Source organism: Bradyrhizobium sp. B117, from assembly GCF_038969555.1.
Lineage (GTDB): Bacteria > Pseudomonadota > Alphaproteobacteria > Rhizobiales > Xanthobacteraceae > Bradyrhizobium.
In genome coordinates this window covers 9,944,759-9,961,585 of record NZ_CP152414.1, presented here as the reverse complement: position 1 = coordinate 9,961,585, position 16,827 = coordinate 9,944,759, and the positions used below count along the sequence as shown (strand labels likewise).

18 protein-coding genes are annotated in these 16,827 nt (G+C 65.3%); 11 read left to right on the top strand and 7 right to left on the bottom strand.

Annotated features, from left to right (window positions below; genetic code table 11):
• Nucleotides 1-42 precede the first annotated feature (42 nt).
• The 3 genes from hemW to rph are packed head-to-tail and all read right to left on the bottom strand — an operon-like array spanning nucleotide 43 to nucleotide 2,603.
• A complete protein-coding gene (hemW, locus tag AAFG16_RS47190) occupies nucleotides 43-1,227 on the bottom strand; it encodes a radical SAM family heme chaperone HemW (RefSeq protein WP_283087126.1) in 1,185 nt (394 codons plus the stop codon).
• 16 nt (nucleotides 1,228-1,243) lie between these two features.
• Entirely contained in the window at nucleotides 1,244-1,879 is a 636-nt protein-coding gene (rdgB, locus tag AAFG16_RS47185; protein ID WP_283082956.1) for an RdgB/HAM1 family non-canonical purine NTP pyrophosphatase, read from the bottom strand.
• Between the two features lie 10 nt (nucleotides 1,880-1,889).
• Nucleotides 1,890-2,603 carry a ribonuclease PH gene (gene rph / locus AAFG16_RS47180; RefSeq protein ID WP_283082955.1) on the bottom strand — a complete coding sequence of 238 codons (714 nt, stop codon included), beginning with the start codon at nucleotides 2,601-2,603 and terminating at the stop codon, nucleotides 1,890-1,892.
• Nucleotides 2,604-2,772: 169 nt separating this feature from the next.
• Between rph and hrcA the strand changes: the two genes are divergently transcribed.
• Together hrcA and grpE are read left to right on the top strand one after the other, a co-directional pair.
• Nucleotides 2,773-3,861 (top strand): heat-inducible transcriptional repressor HrcA, encoded by a 1,089-nt coding sequence (gene hrcA, locus AAFG16_RS47175; RefSeq protein ID WP_283082954.1) that lies wholly within the window; start codon nucleotides 2,773-2,775, stop codon nucleotides 3,859-3,861.
• Nucleotides 3,862-3,970: 109 nt separating this feature from the next.
• Entirely contained in the window at nucleotides 3,971-4,570 is a 600-nt protein-coding gene (grpE, locus tag AAFG16_RS47170; RefSeq protein ID WP_283082953.1) for a nucleotide exchange factor GrpE, read from the top strand.
• Between the two features lie 143 nt (nucleotides 4,571-4,713).
• On the opposite strand, the gene pncA is transcribed toward grpE, so the two are convergent.
• Nucleotides 4,714-5,436 (bottom strand): bifunctional nicotinamidase/pyrazinamidase, encoded by a 723-nt coding sequence (pncA, locus tag AAFG16_RS47165; protein WP_283082952.1) that lies wholly within the window; start codon nucleotides 5,434-5,436, stop codon nucleotides 4,714-4,716.
• Between the two features lie 268 nt (nucleotides 5,437-5,704).
• Nucleotides 5,705-6,646 (bottom strand): hypothetical protein, encoded by a 942-nt coding sequence (locus AAFG16_RS47160; RefSeq protein WP_342736228.1) that lies wholly within the window; start codon nucleotides 6,644-6,646, stop codon nucleotides 5,705-5,707.
• Between the two features lie 397 nt (nucleotides 6,647-7,043).
• On the opposite strand from AAFG16_RS47160, the gene dnaK reads away from it, so the two are divergent.
• The 8 genes from dnaK (at nucleotide 7,044) to AAFG16_RS47120 (ending at nucleotide 14,314) form a co-directional block, all read left to right on the top strand.
• A complete protein-coding gene (gene dnaK / locus AAFG16_RS47155) occupies nucleotides 7,044-8,945 on the top strand; it encodes a molecular chaperone DnaK (RefSeq protein ID WP_025033017.1) in 1,902 nt (633 codons plus the stop codon).
• A gap of 243 nt (nucleotides 8,946-9,188) precedes the next feature.
• Nucleotides 9,189-10,316 (top strand): molecular chaperone DnaJ, encoded by a 1,128-nt coding sequence (gene dnaJ, locus AAFG16_RS47150; protein WP_342736222.1) that lies wholly within the window; start codon nucleotides 9,189-9,191, stop codon nucleotides 10,314-10,316.
• A gap of 88 nt (nucleotides 10,317-10,404) precedes the next feature.
• Nucleotides 10,405-11,004 carry an rRNA adenine N-6-methyltransferase family protein gene (locus tag AAFG16_RS47145; RefSeq protein ID WP_283082949.1) on the top strand — a complete coding sequence of 200 codons (600 nt, stop codon included), beginning with the start codon at nucleotides 10,405-10,407 and terminating at the stop codon, nucleotides 11,002-11,004.
• A gap of 56 nt (nucleotides 11,005-11,060) precedes the next feature.
• A complete protein-coding gene (locus tag AAFG16_RS47140) occupies nucleotides 11,061-11,639 on the top strand; it encodes an NAD(P)H-dependent oxidoreductase (RefSeq protein WP_342736220.1) in 579 nt (192 codons plus the stop codon).
• 6 nt (nucleotides 11,640-11,645) lie between these two features.
• A complete protein-coding gene (gene pyrF, locus AAFG16_RS47135) occupies nucleotides 11,646-12,356 on the top strand; it encodes an orotidine-5'-phosphate decarboxylase (RefSeq protein ID WP_342736218.1) in 711 nt (236 codons plus the stop codon).
• A gap of 22 nt (nucleotides 12,357-12,378) precedes the next feature.
• A complete protein-coding gene (locus tag AAFG16_RS47130) occupies nucleotides 12,379-12,684 on the top strand; it encodes a DUF1330 domain-containing protein (protein ID WP_342736216.1) in 306 nt (101 codons plus the stop codon).
• A 162-nt stretch (nucleotides 12,685-12,846) separates the two neighbouring features.
• The gene (dapB, locus tag AAFG16_RS47125; protein ID WP_283082945.1) at nucleotides 12,847-13,665 is read left to right on the top strand and encodes a 4-hydroxy-tetrahydrodipicolinate reductase; all 819 of its coding nucleotides are present in this window, start codon (nucleotides 12,847-12,849) and stop codon (nucleotides 13,663-13,665) included.
• Nucleotides 13,666-13,690: 25 nt separating this feature from the next.
• On the top strand, nucleotides 13,691-14,314 hold the full coding sequence (locus AAFG16_RS47120; RefSeq protein ID WP_342736214.1) for a 2,3-bisphosphoglycerate-dependent phosphoglycerate mutase: 624 nt from the start codon (nucleotides 13,691-13,693) through the stop codon (nucleotides 14,312-14,314).
• A gap of 151 nt (nucleotides 14,315-14,465) precedes the next feature.
• Here AAFG16_RS47120 and AAFG16_RS47115 read toward each other — a convergent pair whose 3' ends face one another.
• Nucleotides 14,466-15,362 carry a bifunctional helix-turn-helix domain-containing protein/methylated-DNA--[protein]-cysteine S-methyltransferase gene (locus AAFG16_RS47115; RefSeq protein WP_342736212.1) on the bottom strand — a complete coding sequence of 299 codons (897 nt, stop codon included), beginning with the start codon at nucleotides 15,360-15,362 and terminating at the stop codon, nucleotides 14,466-14,468.
• Between the two features lie 54 nt (nucleotides 15,363-15,416).
• On the bottom strand, nucleotides 15,417-15,950 hold the full coding sequence (locus AAFG16_RS47110; RefSeq protein ID WP_342736210.1) for a DUF2244 domain-containing protein: 534 nt from the start codon (nucleotides 15,948-15,950) through the stop codon (nucleotides 15,417-15,419).
• A 22-nt stretch (nucleotides 15,951-15,972) separates the two neighbouring features.
• On the opposite strand from AAFG16_RS47110, the gene nth reads away from it, so the two are divergent.
• Entirely contained in the window at nucleotides 15,973-16,761 is a 789-nt protein-coding gene (nth, locus tag AAFG16_RS47105) for an endonuclease III (RefSeq protein WP_342736208.1), read from the top strand.
• Nucleotides 16,762-16,827: the final 66 nt, after the last annotated feature.

Here is a 16,827-nt window from a genome sequence, read left to right as displayed (position 1 = left end):
AACGGTGGGCATGCTTCGCTTTGCCCACCCTACAAGAGCTTGCTACGCCGCGAGATCCGCGACCACTGCATCGAGCACCGGGAATCCGCTGCTCGTCACCCGCAGGCGGCCCGTTGCATCGACGGTGATCGCGCCTTCCTCGCGCAGCAGCGCGATGCGGCCGGCGTCGAGCGGACGACCGGCGAGGGCCTTGTAGCGCGCGGGGTCGATGCCCTCGGCGAGGCGCAATCCCATTAGCAGAAATTCGTCGGCGCGTTCTTCGCTGTTGAGGAGATCGTCGGTGACGACGCCATGGCCGTTGGTCTCGACCCGCAGCAGCCAGGCTTCGGGCCGTTTCTCGGTGGCGGTGGCATGGCGCACGCCGTCGATGTCGAGACGGCCATGCGCGCCCGGCCCGATGCCGGCATATTCCTCGCCGCGCCAGTACACCAGATTGTGCCGGCACTCGGCGCCGCGCCGCGCGTGATTGGAGATCTCGTAGGCGGGTAGCCCAAGCTTGTCGCAGGTTTCCTGCGTCACGTCATAGAGCGCGCGCGCGACGGCTTCGTCCGGTGTCTTCAATTTGCCGGCCTGGTGCAGGCCGAAGAACGGCGTGCCTTCCTCGATCGTCAATTGATAGAGCGACAGATGCTCGGCCGCTTCATTGATGGCGAGACGCAGCTCGTCGGCCCACATCGCCGGCGTCTGGTCGGGGCGGGCGTAGATCAGGTCGAACGAATAACGGTCGAAGGAGCGGCGCGCGATGGCGACGGCATCGAGCGCCTCGCGCGCGCTGTGCAAGCGGCCGAGCGCCTTCAGCGAGGCATCGTCCAGCGCCTGCACGCCGAGCGAGACGCGGTTGACGCCGGCGGCGCGATAGCCGGCGAAGCGTGTGGCCTCGACGCTGGTCGGGTTCGCTTCCAGCGTCACCTCGACGTCGCTCGCAACAATCCAATGCTTGCCGATGGCATCGAGCACGGCGCCGACGGTTGCAGGCTGCATCAATGACGGTGTGCCGCCGCCGAGGAAGATCGAGGTGACCTCGCGACCGGGCGCGCGCTCGGCCGTGGTCTCGATCTCGCGCGCGAAAGCGGAGGCAAAGCGTGCCTCGTCGATGGCGGCGTGGCGGACATGGCTGTTGAAGTCACAATACGGGCACTTCGACAGGCAGAACGGCCAGTGCACGTAGACGCCGAAGGCTTCGGATTCTTGTTTCGACGCGTTTTCCTGGCGCGAACCGGTATCCACTTCGCTCGAAAACGCTCTAGCGCGGCTCAAGGCAGATCTCCGCCAGTTTCACGAAGGCGCGGGCGCGGTGCGACAGGGCAAGGCCGAGCGGCGGCAGGCCGTGCTTCTCGATGCTGGTCATCTCGCCGAAGGTGCGGTCGTGCCCGTCAGGCAGGAACATCGGATCGTAGCCAAAACCGGCGGTGCCGCGCGGCGGCCAAGCTAGCGTGCCGTCGACGCGCGCCTCGACCTCTTCGAGATGATCGTCGGGCCAGGCGACGCAGAGCGCGGAAACGAAATGCGCGGTGCGCTTTGCGGGCGTGCTTGCCCCGCGCTCCTGCAGCAGCCGCTCGATCTGGGCCATCGCCGCGTTGAAATCCTTGGTCGGACCGGCCCAGCGCGCGGAGAAAATGCCGGGCGCGCCGTCGAGCGCGTCGACCACGATGCCGGAATCATCCGCGAAGGACGGAAGCCCCGTCGCCTTTGCCGCCGCGATGGCCTTGATCGCGGCGTTGCTGCGGAAATCGTTGCCGGTTTCCTCCGGCTCGTCCAGGCCGAGCTCTCCGGCCGACACCGCCTCGATGCCGTGAGGCGCGAGCAGCTCCTTCATCTCGGCGAGCTTGCCGGGATTGTGGGTCGCGATGACGAGCTTTCCGGTGATTCGGCGGTGCATGGCTTATTGACTACGCCACGGCCAGTTTCTGCAAGTCCACCAGACGCGCGATGCCTTTCTGCGCCAGGGCGATCAGCTTCAGGAACTCGTCCTGCGTGAACGGTTCGCGTTCCGCGGTGCCCTGCACCTCGACGATGCGGCCATCGCCGGTCATCACGAAATTGGCGTCGGTTTCGGCCTCGGAATCCTCGGCATAATCGAGGTCGAGCACCGGCGTGCCGTTGTAGATGCCGCAGGAGATCGCGGCGACGTTGTCGCGCAGCACGTTGGCCTTGATCATGTTGCGCGCCTTCATCCAGTTGATGCAATCGGCGAGCGCGACCCAGGCGCCGGTGATCGAGGCCGTGCGGGTGCCGCCGTCGGCCTGGAGCACGTCGCAATCGACCGTGATCTGGCGCTCGCCGAGCGCTTCGAGGTCGACGATGGTGCGAAGCGAGCGGCCGATCAGGCGCTGGATCTCGACGGTGCGGCCGCTCTGCTTGCCGGCGGAGGCCTCGCGGCGGGTGCGTTCCGAGGTCGCGCGCGGCAGCATGCCGTATTCGGCAGTGACCCAGCCGCGGCCCTGGCCCTTCAGCCATGGCGGCAGGCGATCCTCCAGCGTGGCGGTGACCAGCACATGGGTGTCGCCGAATTTCACCAGGCACGAGCCCTCCGCATATTTGACCACGCCACGCTCCAGCGTCACGGGGCGCAATTCGTCGGGCGCACGGCGGCTTGGCCGCATGGGAAATCCTCCAAAAACTCGCGGAAATGGGCGGTTCGCGGTGCTTGTAGGTGGGGTGAGGGTGGGCGGCAAGGTTTTTTCACCCCCGGTTTTCCACCCCGCAAACGCCACGCTTGTCAGAACCGTCCTGGATGGACAAATTATGAGCATCTGAGAGGAGTTACCGTCTGTGGCCCATCACGATCCGATCCATCTGATCGCGCCGCACGCAGGCCTCGCCCAGCTCAACGAGCGTTCCCGCGACATCTTTCGTCAAATTGTCGAAAGCTATCTCGCGACCGGCGAGCCCGTCGGCTCGCGCAATATCTCGCGGCTGATCGCGATGCCGCTGTCGCCGGCCTCGGTCCGCAACGTCATGGCCGATCTGGAACAGCTCGGCCTGATCTACGCGCCACATACCTCCGCCGGCCGCTTGCCGACGGAACTCGGCCTGCGTTTCTTCGTCGATGCCCTGATGCAGGTCGGCGATCTCAACGAGGCCGAGCGCGCGTCGATCCAGAGCCAGCTCGCATCGGTCGGCCAGGCACAGTCGGTCGAGGCGGCGCTGGATCAGGCCTTGACGCGGCTATCGGGCCTCACGCGGGCCGCAGCCGTGGTGCTGACGCCAAAATCCAATGCGCGACTGAAGCACATCGAGTTCGTCAGGCTGGAACCGGAAAAGGCGCTGGTGATCCTGGTCGGCGAGGACGGCCAGGTCGAAAACCGCGTGCTGGCGCTGCCGCCCGGAGTTCCCTCCTCCGCGATCACGGAAGCCGGTAATTTCCTCAATGCGCGCATCCGCGGCCGCACGCTCGCCGAAGCGCGGCTCGAGCTCGAGACTGCGCTCGGCGAGGCTCGCGCCGAGCTCGATCAGCTGACTCAGAAGGTGATTTCGGCCGGAATCGCAAGCTGGTCCGGCGGCGAGAACGAGGATCGCCAGCTCATCGTCCGCGGCCACGCCAATCTGCTCGAAGATCTGCACGCGCTGGAGGATCTGGAGCGGGTTCGCCTGTTGTTCGACGATCTCGAGACCAAGCGCGGCGTGATCGACCTGCTGGGCCGCGCCGAGACCGCCGAGGGCGTGAGGATTTTCATTGGCTCCGAGAACAAGCTGTTCTCGCTGTCCGGCTCCTCCACGATCATCTCGCCGTATCGGGATGCCGCCGGTCATATCGTCGGCGTTTTGGGCGTGATCGGGCCGACGCGGCTGAATTATGCCCGCGTGATCCCGACCGTGGACTACGCCGCCCGCATCGTCAGCCGCCTTCTGGGCGGCTGACCGGCATTTGTGCCGATCACGGGCGCTTGATTTTCGTGCGCTTAGGCACGATATCCGGGCCAACAATCCTTGCCAACAATCCCTGGAAACGAGTTCGAGATTTGAGCCGATGACCGATCGAGACCGGCAACCCGAAGACACGACCGCACCGACCGGCGAGCCCGTGGTGTCGAAACCCTACATCATGCCCGACGATCCCGAGCCGGGTTCGGTCGAGCTGCTGCAGAAGGAAGCCGCCGAGGCGCGTGACCGCATGCTGCGGACGCTGGCCGAGATGGAGAACTTACGCAAGCGTACCACCAAGGAGGTCGCTGACGCCCGTCTCTACGGCATCACCGGCTTTGCCCGCGACGTGCTCGACATCGCCGACAATCTCCAGCGCGCGCTCGATGCCGTTCCGGCCGAGGCGCGGGCCGCGGCCGATCCCGGCCTGATCTCGCTGATCGAGGGCGTCGAGCTCACCGAGCGCTCGCTGCTCAACGCGCTGGAAAAGCATGGCGTGAAGAAGTTCGACCCGCAGGGCCAGAAGTTCGACCCGAACTTCCAGCAGGCGATGTTCGAAGTGCCCGATGCGTCGGTGCCGTCGGGCACCGTGGTGCAGGTCGTGCAGGCCGGCTACACCATCGGCGAGCGCGTGCTGCGCCCGGCTTTGGTCGGTGTCGCCAAGGGCGGCGCGAAGGCCGCGGCCAACAGCAACGACGTCAACTGAGCGCTCTAACCGCTCATGGTGAGGAGGCGTGTCAGCGCCGTCTCGAACCATGCAGGTCCGGCTGCAGCAGCGGGCCTCTATCCTTCGAGACGCGCGCTAAGGAGCGCGCTCCTCAGGATGAGGGTCTGGCGGATGCGCGCCGGCTACGCGCTCACCGCGATATCCGCCGACTGGATCCGCTTCACGCCGGCCTTGGCCATATCGGCCCAGGCCTTGGCCAGCGAGCCCTGCGTGTCGATGCCGCGGCAGGCATCCTCCACGACATAGACCTCGAAGCCAGCCTTGCGCGCGTCGAGCGCGGTCCAGGCGACGCAGAAATCCGTCGCCAATCCCACAACGAAGACGCGCTTGATCTTGCGGCCCTTCAGATAGCCGGCGAGACCGGTTGAGGTCTTGCCGTCGGCTTCGAGGAAGGCCGAGTAGCTGTCGACGTCCTTGTGAAAGCCCTTGCGGATGATCAGCTCGGCATGCGGGATCGCGAGGTCCTTCGACAGCGCCGCGCCGTCGGTGCCCTGCACGCAATGGTCCGGCCATAGCACCTGCTTGCCGTAGGGCAGATCGACGGTCTCGAACGGTTTCTTGCCGGAATGGACCGAGGCGAACGAGATGTGGCCGGGCGTGTGCCAGTCCTGCGTCATCACCACATTCGCAAAACCTTTCGCGATTCTATTGATGACGGGCACCACCTGCTCGCCTTCCTTCACCGCAAGGCTGCCGCCGGGCAGGAAGCAGTTCTGCACGTCGATCACGAGGAGCGCGGAGGCGTCGTCCGGCTTGATCGATGCCGCTGCGAAGAGTGCGGTCGGAGTGAGAGCCGCGAGCGCCGTCGTCCCAAGCGCCGCCAGGATTTGTCGCCGATCCAGCATCGTTCGCCTCCCCTTGTGAGCCAATGGAGGCAAAGCCTAGTTCCGCGCGCGAGCGAACTGAAGCCCGAAAATGCAGCCGGCGTTGGTGAGGGGTTGGGCTCTCGCGGCGTGCTCGCTGCACCTCTCCCGCTTGCGGGAGAGGTCGCTGCGCTCGCAGAGCGCGGCGGGTGAGGGCTTTCTCCCCTTGGGGGATCTCGATTGCCGAGACACCCTCTCCCAGCCCTCCCCCGCAAGCGGGGGAGGGAGCGCATCTCGTTCGGAGATGCCGCTACCCCTTCGGCTGGATCCCGTCGCGCACCGCGCGGAAGCGGGTGAAGGCGGCTTGCCACTGGTCGCGCGGGGCGCTGGCGATGATGCGCAGCGAGGCGCCGCCGGTCGAGAAGCGGATCCACTGAACCACGGTCACCGGGATCTTGTCCTTGCCGCTGACGCCGTCGATCCGGGTCTCAAAACCCTGCTGGCCATTGATGCGGATCGGCTCCGACATGGTGACGCGCGACTCGCGCACACCGGGGATCTGGAGCGCCGCCTCCTGGGCGAAGCGGGCGCGGTCGTCGGCCTGCTGCGGCGTGGCGCCGATCAGGCCGAGGATCATGAACGGCTTCTGCTCGTAGCCGGCGCTCTCGTTGCCGTCGGCGAGGATGATGCTGGAGCCCGGCGCCAGCGTGCGGATGTCCTTGAAGTCGGCAAGATCGGTGATCTTGAACGGCATCAGCGCGACCTGCTCTTCGGCCGAGACCTGCTTGCGGGTGGTGGCGCTGGCGAACATCTGCCGCACCGCCTCGTCGGTGTAGATCTTGGTCGCGTTCTCCGGAATCTGGACCGCGACATAGCCGGAGAAGCCGGCGCCCGGCACGATCATCGAATAGCGCTTCACCGGGGTGTCGCCGGCCTTGCCGCTTTCGGTGGTGAAATAGGCAAGACCCGCCGGGGTCTCGATCTTGTCCTGCTTGACGCCACCAGTGCCGGCCGGATTGGAATTGAAGGCGCTCACCACCTCGCCATAGGCCGCCGGCGGCAGCTCGGTGATCAGCACCTTGACGCTGCCGTCCTCGCTCTCGAAGCCCGGAAAGGTTTTGGCCGTGCTCAGCCCGACCAGCGGCACCATGCCGAGACGAAGTCCGGGCGGGTAAACGGCGTCGGCCGCAAGGGCCGGCAGCGCCGAGGCAATCACGAGGGCGAGCGCAGCGAGGGGGCGGATCAGCTTCATGGGGACTCTGATTGGTTCACATTGAGGCCGTTCGATGGTCGGCGATCGGGCCCTTTGTCGCGCGAGGCAGCCCGATGGCGAGGCTGTCCGGCCGGTCCGCCTTGTAGCGGGTTTGGCCCGCCGGTAACAGGGCGGGGCGGATCACGGTGGCGGGGGCGGGCAGGCCGCCGAACCTGTTAATATTTCCTCACCCGCAAGGGCGGTTGAGCCCGGATATGATCTTCCAAAACCCAATGTTTTCACGGCCGAAACTTGCGTTCGGTCCTTGCGGCCCCCTCCCCCCCTCCTATATGAGCCTCAATCATCGCAATATCGCGGATGTTTGATCTTAGGGGGTTTCGGTTCGGGTGCCTTCTGGGCCCAGCCAACCTGCCGCAAAAAGAAGGATATCAGGACCATGGGAAAGGTCATTGGGATCGACCTCGGCACCACGAACTCGTGCGTCGCCGTAATGGATGGCAAAAACGCCAAAGTTATCGAGAATTCCGAAGGCATGCGCACGACGCCTTCGATCGTCGCCGTGACGGACGACGGTGAGCGCCTCGTTGGCCAGCCTGCCAAGCGCCAGGCCGTCACCAATCCCGAGCGCACGTTCTTCGCAGTGAAGCGCCTGATCGGCCGCCGCTACGACGACCCGATGGTCGAGAAGGACAAGAAGCTCGTTCCGTACAAGATCGTGAAGGCTTCCAACGGCGACGCCTGGGTCGAGGCCGACGGCCAGACCTACTCGCCCTCGCAGGTCTCCGCTTTCATCCTGCAGAAGATGAAGGAGACCGCGGAAGCCCATCTCGGTCAGAAGGTCGACCAGGCCGTCATCACCGTTCCCGCCTACTTCAACGACGCCCAGCGCCAGGCGACCAAGGACGCCGGCAAGATCGCGGGCCTTGAAGTGCTGCGCATCATCAACGAGCCGACCGCGGCTGCCCTCGCCTATGGCCTCGACAAGACCAAGGCCGGCACCATCGCCGTGTACGACCTCGGCGGCGGCACGTTCGATATCTCCATTCTCGAAATCGGCGACGGCGTGTTCGAGGTGAAGTCGACCAACGGCGACACCTTCCTCGGCGGCGAAGACTTCGACATGCGTCTCGTTGGCTACCTCGCCGACGAGTTCCAGAAGGAGCAGGGCATCAACCTGCGCAACGACAAGCTCGCGTTGCAGCGCCTGAAGGAAGCCGCTGAAAAGGCCAAGATCGAGCTGTCGTCGACGACGCAGACCGAGATCAACCTGCCCTTCATCACCGCGGACCAGACCGGCCCGAAGCATCTGACGATGAAGCTCACCCGCGCCAAGTTCGAGGCGCTGGTCGACGACCTCATCCAGAAGACCGTCGAGCCCTGCCGCAAGGCGCTGAAGGACGCCGGCGTTACCGCCGGTGAGATCGGCGAGGTCGTGCTGGTCGGCGGCATGTCGCGCATGCCGAAGGTCCAGGAGGTCGTGAAGCAGCTGTTCGGCAAGGAGCCGCACAAGGGCGTCAACCCGGACGAAGTCGTGGCGATCGGTGCCGCGATCCAGGCCGGCGTGCTCCAGGGCGACGTCAAGGACGTGCTGCTGCTCGACGTGACCCCGCTGTCGCTGGGCATCGAGACGCTGGGTGGCGTGTTCACCCGCATCATCGACCGCAACACCACGATCCCGACCAAGAAGAGCCAGGTGTTCTCGACCGCCGAGGACAACCAGAACGCGGTCACCATCCGCGTCTTCCAGGGCGAGCGTGAGATGGCGGCCGACAACAAGATGCTCGGCCAGTTCGACCTGATGGGCATTCCGCCGGCCCCGCGCGGCATGCCGCAGATCGAAGTGACCTTCGACATCGACGCCAACGGCATCGTCAACGTCTCGGCCAAGGACAAGGCCACGGGCAAGGAGCAGCAGATCCGCATCCAGGCCTCCGGTGGTCTGTCGGAAGCCGACATCGAGAAGATGGTCAAGGACGCCGAGGCCAATGCCGAGGCGGACAAGAAGCGCCGCGAGGCCGTCACCGCCAAGAACGAGGCGGATGGTCTGGTGCATTCGACCGAGAAGGCCCTGGCCGAGCACGGTTCGAAGGTCGCCGAGAGCGAGCGCCGCGCCATCGAGGACGCCGTCAGCGACCTCAAGGAAGCGCTGAAGGGCGACGATGCCGAGGCGATCAAGGCCAAGACCCAGACGCTGGCCCAGGCTTCGATGAAGCTCGGCGAGGCCATGTACAAGCAGCAGGCCGAGGCCGACGCCAAGAAGGATGCGGCCAAGGACGACGTCGTCGACGCGGAATTCACCGAAGTCGACGACGACAAGAACAACAAGAAGTCCGCCTAACCCCAAGAGGGTGTGATGCGGACGGCTTGGACCCCACACGCTTCACTAGCCTCCCCCCTCAGGGGGGAGGCTATCGTGTCGGGACGGGCGGGCGGAATGCCCGTTACCATCAATCAATTCCCAGCATCTATGCTCAACGCTGCCATGCAGCCCTCTGCCGCAAATCAGAAGGCTGCCTATATCGTCGCGTGGCGACGTTGTTTCGCTCCGACTTGACTCGCGATTGGATAGACCGAGCCTGCCATGTCCACCAAGCGCTGCTATTACGAAACCCTCGAAGTCGAACGCACCGCTGACGATTCCGTCCTGAAATCGTCCTTCCGCAAGCTGGCGATGAAGTTCCACCCGGATCGCAATCCCGGTGACGACACCAGCGAGGTCAAGTTCAAGGAAATCAACGAGGCCTACGAGGTCCTCAAGGACAAGGACAAGCGCGCCGCCTATGACCGCTTCGGCCATGCGGCCTTCGAGCAGGGCGGCCCTGGCGGCGGTGCCGGTTTCGGCGCGGGCTTCGCCTCCTCCTTCTCCGACATTTTCGAGGATCTGTTCGGCATGGCCGGACAGCGCGGCCGCGGCGGCCGCGAGCGCGGGGCCGATCTGCGCTACAACATGGAGATCACGCTCGAGGAAGCCTTCGGCGGCAAGACCGCGCAGATCGAGATCCCGGTCTCGGTCACCTGCGAGGCCTGTTCGGGCATCGGCGCCAAGGCCGGCACCAAGCCGAAGACCTGTTCGACCTGCGGCGGCGCCGGTCGTGTGCGGCAGTCGCAGGGCTTCTTCACGCTGGAGCGCACCTGTCACGGCTGCCAGGGCCGCGGCCAGATGATCGAGGATGCCTGCCCGTCCTGCGCGGGCCAGGGCCGCGTGACCCGCGAGCGCACGCTCTCCGTCAACATTCCCGCCGGCGTCGAGGATGGCACCAGGATCAGGCTTGCCGGCGAAGGCGAGGCCGGCGTCCGCGGCGGTCCGCCCGGCGACCTCTACATCTTCCTGTCGCTGGCCCTGCACCAGCTGTTCCAGCGCGATGGCGCCGATCTTCATTGCCGGGTGCCGATCTCGATGGTGACTGCCGCCCTTGGCGGCGAATTCGAGGTGCCGACCATCGACAAGGGCAAGACCAAGGTGAAGGTGCCGGCTGGAACCCAGTCGGGCCGCCGATTCCGCATCGCATCAAAGGGCATGCCGGTGCTGCGCTCGCGCCAGATGGGCGACATGTACGTCCAGGTCGCGGTCGAGACCCCGCAGAATCTCACCAAGAAGCAGCAGGAATTGCTGGCCGAGTTCGAAAGGCTCTCCTCGGGCAATACTCAGCCGGAATCCGTCGGCTTCTTCGCCAAGGTCAAGGATCTCTTCAGTAATCGGGCGAACTGACTCGTCTTGACCGGCCCGCCTTCGGCCTATACCTGTTTATGACCATTTTCTGACACGCCGCGGTCACGCGGTCCCGTCCGGTCCAGACATGCCCTTGCCATCGTCCGCGCGTGCGTTGAAGAAGCCCCGTCTTGACGACGAGGTGCGTTTTCTCAGGTCGTGGATCGAAAAGCCGCTGCACATGGGCGCGGTGATGCCGTCGGGCAAGCTGCTGGCGCGGACCATGGCGCACTACGTCGATATCGATTCGGACGGCCCGGTGGTCGAGCTCGGGCCCGGCACCGGCGCCATCACCTCGGCCCTGGTCGAGCGCGGCGTCGACCAGAAGCGCCTCGTCCTCGTCGAATACAATCCCGGCTTCTGCGCCCTGCTGCGCGACCGCTACCCGCAAGCCAAGGTGGTGCAGGGCGATGCCTATCGCCTGCGCGACACGCTCTGGAATGTGCTGAGCGCGCCGGCGAGCGCGGTGGTCTCGGGCCTGCCTCTTGTGACAAAACCGATGCTGACCCGGCTGCGGCTGATCCGCGATGCCTTCACGGCGCTGTCGCCCGGCGCGCCCTTCGTCCAGTTCACCTATGCAGTGGTGCCGCCGATCCCGAAATCGCTGCCCGGCGTGTCCACAGAGGCCTCGGAACGGATCTGGATGAACCTTCCGCCGGCCCGCGTCTGGGTGTATCGCAAGGACTAATTCCGCCGGCATCTCCTTTGCGCGGCGGGCTCGTTTCGCCGCACGCATTGGATCGGATGCCCGCACCCAAAATCCTGGTCATTCCCGGCTCGCTGCGCACCGGCTCGCATAATGCGAAGCTGGCGGCGGTAGCCGCTTATGAATTCGCCCAGGCCGGCATCGACGTCACGCGCATCTCGCTCGCCGATTTCCCGCTGCCGATCTACGACGGCGATCTCCAGGCCAAGTCAGGCATTCCCAAGCACGCCATCAATCTCAAGCGCATGATCGGCGCGCATCATGGCGTCTTGCTCGTCACGCCCGAATACAACGCCTCGGTGCCACCGCTGCTGAAGAACGCGATCGACTGGATCAGCCGCGTGCAGGAGCTAAATGAGGCGCGCGGCGACGTGTTCCGCAACCGCCCCTTCGCGCTTGCCGGCGCATCGCAGAGCCGGCTCGGCGCTGCGCGCGCGCTCCAGGCGCTCAGGCTGATCCTGACCTCCTGCCACGCCAATGTGATTGCCAGCCAACTCACGCTCGCCTTTGCCGACCAGGCCTATGACGACATGGACAGGCTGAAGAACGAGGGCGATATCGCCGCGTTGAAGCAGCTGGTCGCGCAGTTGATCGACATTTCCCAACGCATGATGTGAGGTGACATGACGCCAGCCGAGATCGTCCCGAAAGACCGCCTGATCGTCGCGCTCGATCTGCCCAGCGTCGATGCCGCGGAGGCGATGATCGCTCGGCTCGGCGACAGCGTCAGCTTCTACAAGATCGGCTATCGGCTCGCTTACGCCGGCGGCCTGCCGCTCGTCGCCAAGCTCGCCGACAAGGGCAAGAAGGTCTTTCTCGATCTCAAGCTGCACGACATCGGCAACACCGTGACGCAGGGCGTCGAGAGCATCACGAAGCTGGGCGCGACCTTCCTCACCGTGCATGCCTATCCGCAGACCATGAAGGGCGCCGTCGAAGGCCGCGGCAGCTCGCAGCTGAAGATCCTCGCCGTCACGGTGCTGACCTCCTACAACGAGGACGATCTGCACGCGGCCGGCTACCGGCTCGGCGTCTCGGAGCTGGTCGAGGCGCGCGCGCAGCAGGCGCAGGTGCTCGGCGTCGATGGCCTCGTGTCCTCGCCCGAGGAAGTCGGCAGCCTTCGCAAGATCGTCGGTCACCAGATGCATCTCGTCACGCCAGGCATCCGCCCGGCGGGTTCGGCCACAGGCGACCAGAAGCGGATCATGACGCCCGGTCGCGCGATTGCCGCGGGCGCGGATTATCTCGTCGTCGGGCGGCCGGTGGTGGAAGCCGCCGACCCCAGGGCGGTTGCGGAAGCTATCCAGACCGAGATCGCGCAAGCGCTTGGCTAACGAACAAACGAGGAGAAGAACAATGGCAAAGGGCTACTGGATCGGACGCGTCGACGTGAACAATGACGAGGGCTACAAGCCCTATGCCGTCGCCAACGGTCCGATCTTCAAGAAATGGGGCGGCCGCTTCGTCGTCCGCGCCGGCAAGTTCACCACCGTCGAAGGCGCGAGCCGCACCCGCAACGTGGTGATCGAATTCCCGGACTACGAGACGGCGATCGCCTGCTACAACTCGCCGGAATACCAGGCCAACATCAAGGTGCGCCAGCCGCACTCGATCGCGGACCTCATCATCATCGAGGGCTATGACGGCCCGCAGCCGCAGTAGCGACGCGGCCAGCTCCGTCATGGCCGGGCTTGTCGCGGCCATCCACGTCTTCGCCTCCATATTCGGCTTTCGTGGACAAGCCCGGGCATGACGGTGGAGGTTGTCCCCTCGGTTGCCGGAACTGCATCCCCCCGCTACAACGGCCCGAGAGAGGATCAGACCATGTCCGACATGCGCTTGATTGTGGCTGGAGCCGGCGGCCGGATGGGCCGGACGCTGACGCGGGTGATTGCCGAGAGCAAAGGCGCGGTGCTGGCGGGCGCCTTGGAGGCGCCGGGCTCGGAGCTGCTCGGCAAGGACGCCGGCGTGCTCGCAGGGCTCCCCGCCAACGGCATCAAGCTTTCCGCCGATCTCTGGGCGATGTCGAAGGAGGCCGACGGCATCCTCGATTTCACCGTGCCGGCGGCCACCATCGCCAATGTCGCGATCGCCGCCGAGCGCGGCCTCGTCCATGTCATCGGCACCACCGGGCTGTCGGGCTCCGACAACGCCGTGATCAAGAGCGTCACCAACCGCGCCGTCGTGGTGCAGTCGGGCAATATGAGCCTCGGCGTCAATCTGCTGGCCGCGGTGGTCAAGCGCGTCGCCAAGGCGCTCGATGAGAGCTTTGACATCGAGATCGTCGAATCCCATCACCGCATGAAAGTCGATGCGCCCTCCGGGACTGCGCTGATGCTGGGCGAGGCGGCAGCGGCAGGTCGCGGCATCCCGCTCGACGAGGCGCATTCGGAACGTGGTCGCGACGGCATCACCGGCGCGCGCAAGCCGGGTGCGATCGGCTTCGCTTCCTTGCGCGGCGGCACCGTCGCCGGCGAGCACAGCGTGAACTTCCTCGGCCCGTTCGAGCGGCTCACGCTGACGCATCTGGCCGAAGACCGCATGCTGTTCGCGCACGGCGCGCTCAAAGCCGCGTTGTGGGCGCATGGCAAGAAGCCGGGGCACTACTCCATGGCCGACGTGCTCGGTCTCGCCGACATCTGAACAAAGCAAGCAACGGAAACAGTCAATGAGCGAACGTCTTCTCGTGCTGGTACGGCATGGCCAGAGCGAATGGAATCTGAAGAACCTGTTCACGGGCTGGAAGGACCCTGACCTCACCGAGCTCGGCGTGAAGGAAGCCACCGAAGCCGGCCGCAAGCTGAAGGCGCAGGGGCTCGTGTTCGACGTCGCCTTCACCTCGGTGCTGACGCGCGCGCAGCATACGCTCGATCTCATCCTCGGCGAGCTCGGCCAAGAAGGTCTGCCGATCTCGAAAAACCTCGCGCTGAACGAGCGAGACTATGGCGATCTCTCCGGCCTCAACAAGGACGACGCGCGCAAGAAGTGGGGCGAAGATCAGGTGCTGATCTGGCGCCGCTCCTACGACGTGCCGCCGCCCGGCGGCGAAAGCCTGAAGGACACGCTGGCGCGCGCATTGCCTTACTATGTGCAGGAAATCCTGCCCGGCGTGCTCAACGGCAAACGCACGCTGGTCGCCGCCCACGGCAACTCGCTGCGCGCGCTGATCATGGTGCTGGAAAAGCTCTCGCCCGAAGGGATTTTGAAGCGCGAGCTCGCGACCGGCGTGCCGATCATCTACCGGCTGAATGCAGACTCGACCGTGGCCTCGAAGCTGGATCTGGCGGGCTAACGAAGGTCTCGTAGGGTGAGCAAAGCGACTTGTCCGCCGTAGCTCGAAGAGCGTAGGCGGAAGCGTGCCCACGCTCCGTTAGTGATTGAGAAAGATGGTGGGCACGGCGCAATGCGCCTTTGCCCACCCTACGGCACTGTGCTTGCAGTTCCTACTGCATCCCCAGCCGCCCGGCTTCCCAGCCCAGCATCGCCTGCTTGCGGGTGATGCCCCAGTGGTAGCCGGTGAGCTTGCCGCTCTTGCCGAGAGCGCGGTGGCAGGGCACGACGAAGGAGACCGGATTCTTGCCGATCGCAGCGCCAACGGCGCGCGAGGCCTTCGGGCTGTCGATGTTGCAGGCGATGTCCGAGTACGACACCGCGCGGCCCATCGGGATCTTGAGCAGCGTCTCCCACACCCGCACCTCGAAATCGGTGCCGATCAGGACCACGCGAAGCGGCTGGTCGGGCCGCCACATCTTGGTGTCGAAGATGCGCGCTGCGAGCGGCGCGGTGCCTTCGTGATCTTCCACATAGGTCGCGTTCGGCCAGCGCCGCGTCATGTCGGCGAGCGCGATCTTCTCTTCGCCGTGATCGGCAAAGGCGAGGCCCGACAGGCCGCGATCGGTCGCGATCACGATCGCGGTGCCGAACGGCGAGGGGTGGAAGCCGTAGCGCAAGGTGAGACCCGCGCCGCCGTTCTTCCATTCGCCCGGCGACATCGCTTCATGGGTGACGAAGAGATCGTGCAGCCGGCCCGGTCCCGACAAACCTGAGTCGAGCGCCGCGTCGAGGATGCTCGCGGAGTCCCGCAGCAGGCCCTTGGCGTGGTCCAGGGTGAGCGCCTGCATGAAAGCCTTCGGGGTGATCGAGGCCCAGCGGCGGAACAGATGGTGCAGCTCATCCGGCGTGACGCCGGCAGCATCCGCCATCGCCTCGATGGTTGGCTGCGCGCGCCAATTCTCCGAGATGAACGCGATCGCCCGGCGCACGGAATCATAGTCGCGCAGCGCGGCGTTCAGGGGGCCCGGCTTGGCCAGGCGCTGGTCATGTATGGCGAGTGTCATCATGACTGGAAATGTAGGAGAGGGCCGGCTTCGAAACCACCCGATTTCTGACTGAGTTCAAGTCACCGGGTTGTAAGTCGGCCCGCGCTTGGCGGCGTTCAGCGCCTCGACCAAGCCCTTGTAAAAACTTGCCTTTTCGTCCGGTCCCAGGAACCTTGCGATCTGGATCTGATGGCCGCGCGAGATCAGATAGAGATGCTCGATGCCGAAATCTTCGTCGACTTCCAGGTCGAGGCGGACCCAGAGCGGATTGAACGTCCATTCGGCGACCTGGCCGCGATGGCTGACGCGGCGCACGCGCAGCTCGGACGGCGTGACCACGATCTCCTCGCTCGCCCGCGCATCGCGGAAATTGACCTTGAAGGCCCACCAGATCACCAGCACGTCGAGCCCGAAGAAACCGAACACCGGCCAGGCGCCCATCATCAGGAAGACGAGGCCGGTGACGAAGCTGACGACACTCAGGAACAGCATCACGGCGAGGAAGCCGGTGCGGTTCAGCGAGCGGTGCGGCGTCAGCAGCGCGGAGAAGATCCGCACGTCGCGCGGATCTTCAGAGCTCTTGCGCTCAATTTCGTTGCCTGTGCTCATCGTCCCTCAGTATATCCCGATCATGGCAAAAATCACCCGCAAGCCGGCCCCGCGCAAAGCGCCGGCGCCGAAGAAAAAGGCAAAGCCGGCTGTCGCGAAGCCCAAGGCCTCTTCTAAGAAATGGGCTTCCTCTCAGAAATCGGGTCCCGCCAAGAAATCGCTCAAAGCCACAAGACCCTGGACGCCCGCGGAGATCCACGAGGTCTTCAGCCGTTTCCGCAAGGCCAATCCGGAGCCGAAGGGCGAGCTCGAGCACGTCAATCCGTTCACTCTACTGGTCGCCGTGGTGCTGTCGGCGCAGGCGACCGATGCCGGGGTCAACAAGGCGACGCGCGCCTTGTTCGAGGTCGCGGACACGCCGCAGAAGATGCTCGACCTCGGCGAGGAACGCTTGCGCGAGTACATCAAGACAATCGGCCTCTACCGCACCAAGGCGAAGAACGTGATCGCGCTGTCGGCCAAGGTGCTCAGCGATTTCGGCGGCGAGGTGCCGCGCACGCGCGCCGAGATCGAATCGCTGCCCGGTGCGGGACGCAAGACCGCCAATGTCGTGCTCAACATGGCCTTTGGCGAGCACACCATGGCGGTGGACACGCATGTCTTCCGCGTCGGCAACCGCACCGGGATCGCGCCCGGCAAGACGCCGCTGGACGTCGAGTTTGGTCTCGAAAAGGTGATCCCGGCCGAGTTCATGCTGCACGCCCATCATTGGCTGATCCTGCACGGCCGCTATACTTGCCTCGCGCGCAAGCCGCGCTGCGAGGTTTGCTTGATCAACGATCTCTGCCGCTGGCCGGAGAAGACAGTGTGAGGCGGCAAGTTCCGGGTCCGGTCCTTCGGACCGTCCCGGAATGACCGCGGTGAGAGTGAAGCGCTC

Bases quoted from the DNA above. Each gene is read 5' to 3' on its own strand.
- dnaJ (WP_342736222.1), top strand. From the start codon at position 9,189: ATGTCCACCAAGCGCTGCTATTACGAAACCCTCGAAGTCGAACGCACC.
- AAFG16_RS47110 (WP_342736210.1), bottom strand. From the start codon at position 15,950: ATGAGCACAGGCAACGAAATTGAGCGCAAGAGCTCTGAAGATCCGCGC.
- AAFG16_RS47130 (WP_342736216.1), top strand. From the start codon at position 12,379: ATGGCAAAGGGCTACTGGATCGGACGCGTCGACGTGAACAATGACGAG.
- AAFG16_RS47160 (WP_342736228.1), bottom strand. From the start codon at position 6,646: ATGAAGCTGATCCGCCCCCTCGCTGCGCTCGCCCTCGTGATTGCCTCG.
- rdgB (WP_283082956.1), bottom strand. From the start codon at position 1,879: ATGCACCGCCGAATCACCGGAAAGCTCGTCATCGCGACCCACAATCCC.
- dapB (WP_283082945.1), top strand. From the start codon at position 12,847: ATGTCCGACATGCGCTTGATTGTGGCTGGAGCCGGCGGCCGGATGGGC.
- pyrF (WP_342736218.1), top strand. From the start codon at position 11,646: ATGACGCCAGCCGAGATCGTCCCGAAAGACCGCCTGATCGTCGCGCTC.
- AAFG16_RS47120 (WP_342736214.1), top strand. From the start codon at position 13,691: ATGAGCGAACGTCTTCTCGTGCTGGTACGGCATGGCCAGAGCGAATGG.
- grpE (WP_283082953.1), top strand. From the start codon at position 3,971: ATGACCGATCGAGACCGGCAACCCGAAGACACGACCGCACCGACCGGC.
- rph (WP_283082955.1), bottom strand. From the start codon at position 2,603: ATGCGGCCAAGCCGCCGTGCGCCCGACGAATTGCGCCCCGTGACGCTG.
- dnaK (WP_025033017.1), top strand. From the start codon at position 7,044: ATGGGAAAGGTCATTGGGATCGACCTCGGCACCACGAACTCGTGCGTC.
- AAFG16_RS47140 (WP_342736220.1), top strand. From the start codon at position 11,061: ATGCCCGCACCCAAAATCCTGGTCATTCCCGGCTCGCTGCGCACCGGC.
- AAFG16_RS47145 (WP_283082949.1), top strand. From the start codon at position 10,405: ATGCCCTTGCCATCGTCCGCGCGTGCGTTGAAGAAGCCCCGTCTTGAC.
- nth (WP_342736208.1), top strand. From the start codon at position 15,973: ATGGCAAAAATCACCCGCAAGCCGGCCCCGCGCAAAGCGCCGGCGCCG.
- pncA (WP_283082952.1), bottom strand. From the start codon at position 5,436: ATGCTGGATCGGCGACAAATCCTGGCGGCGCTTGGGACGACGGCGCTC.
- AAFG16_RS47115 (WP_342736212.1), bottom strand. From the start codon at position 15,362: ATGATGACACTCGCCATACATGACCAGCGCCTGGCCAAGCCGGGCCCC.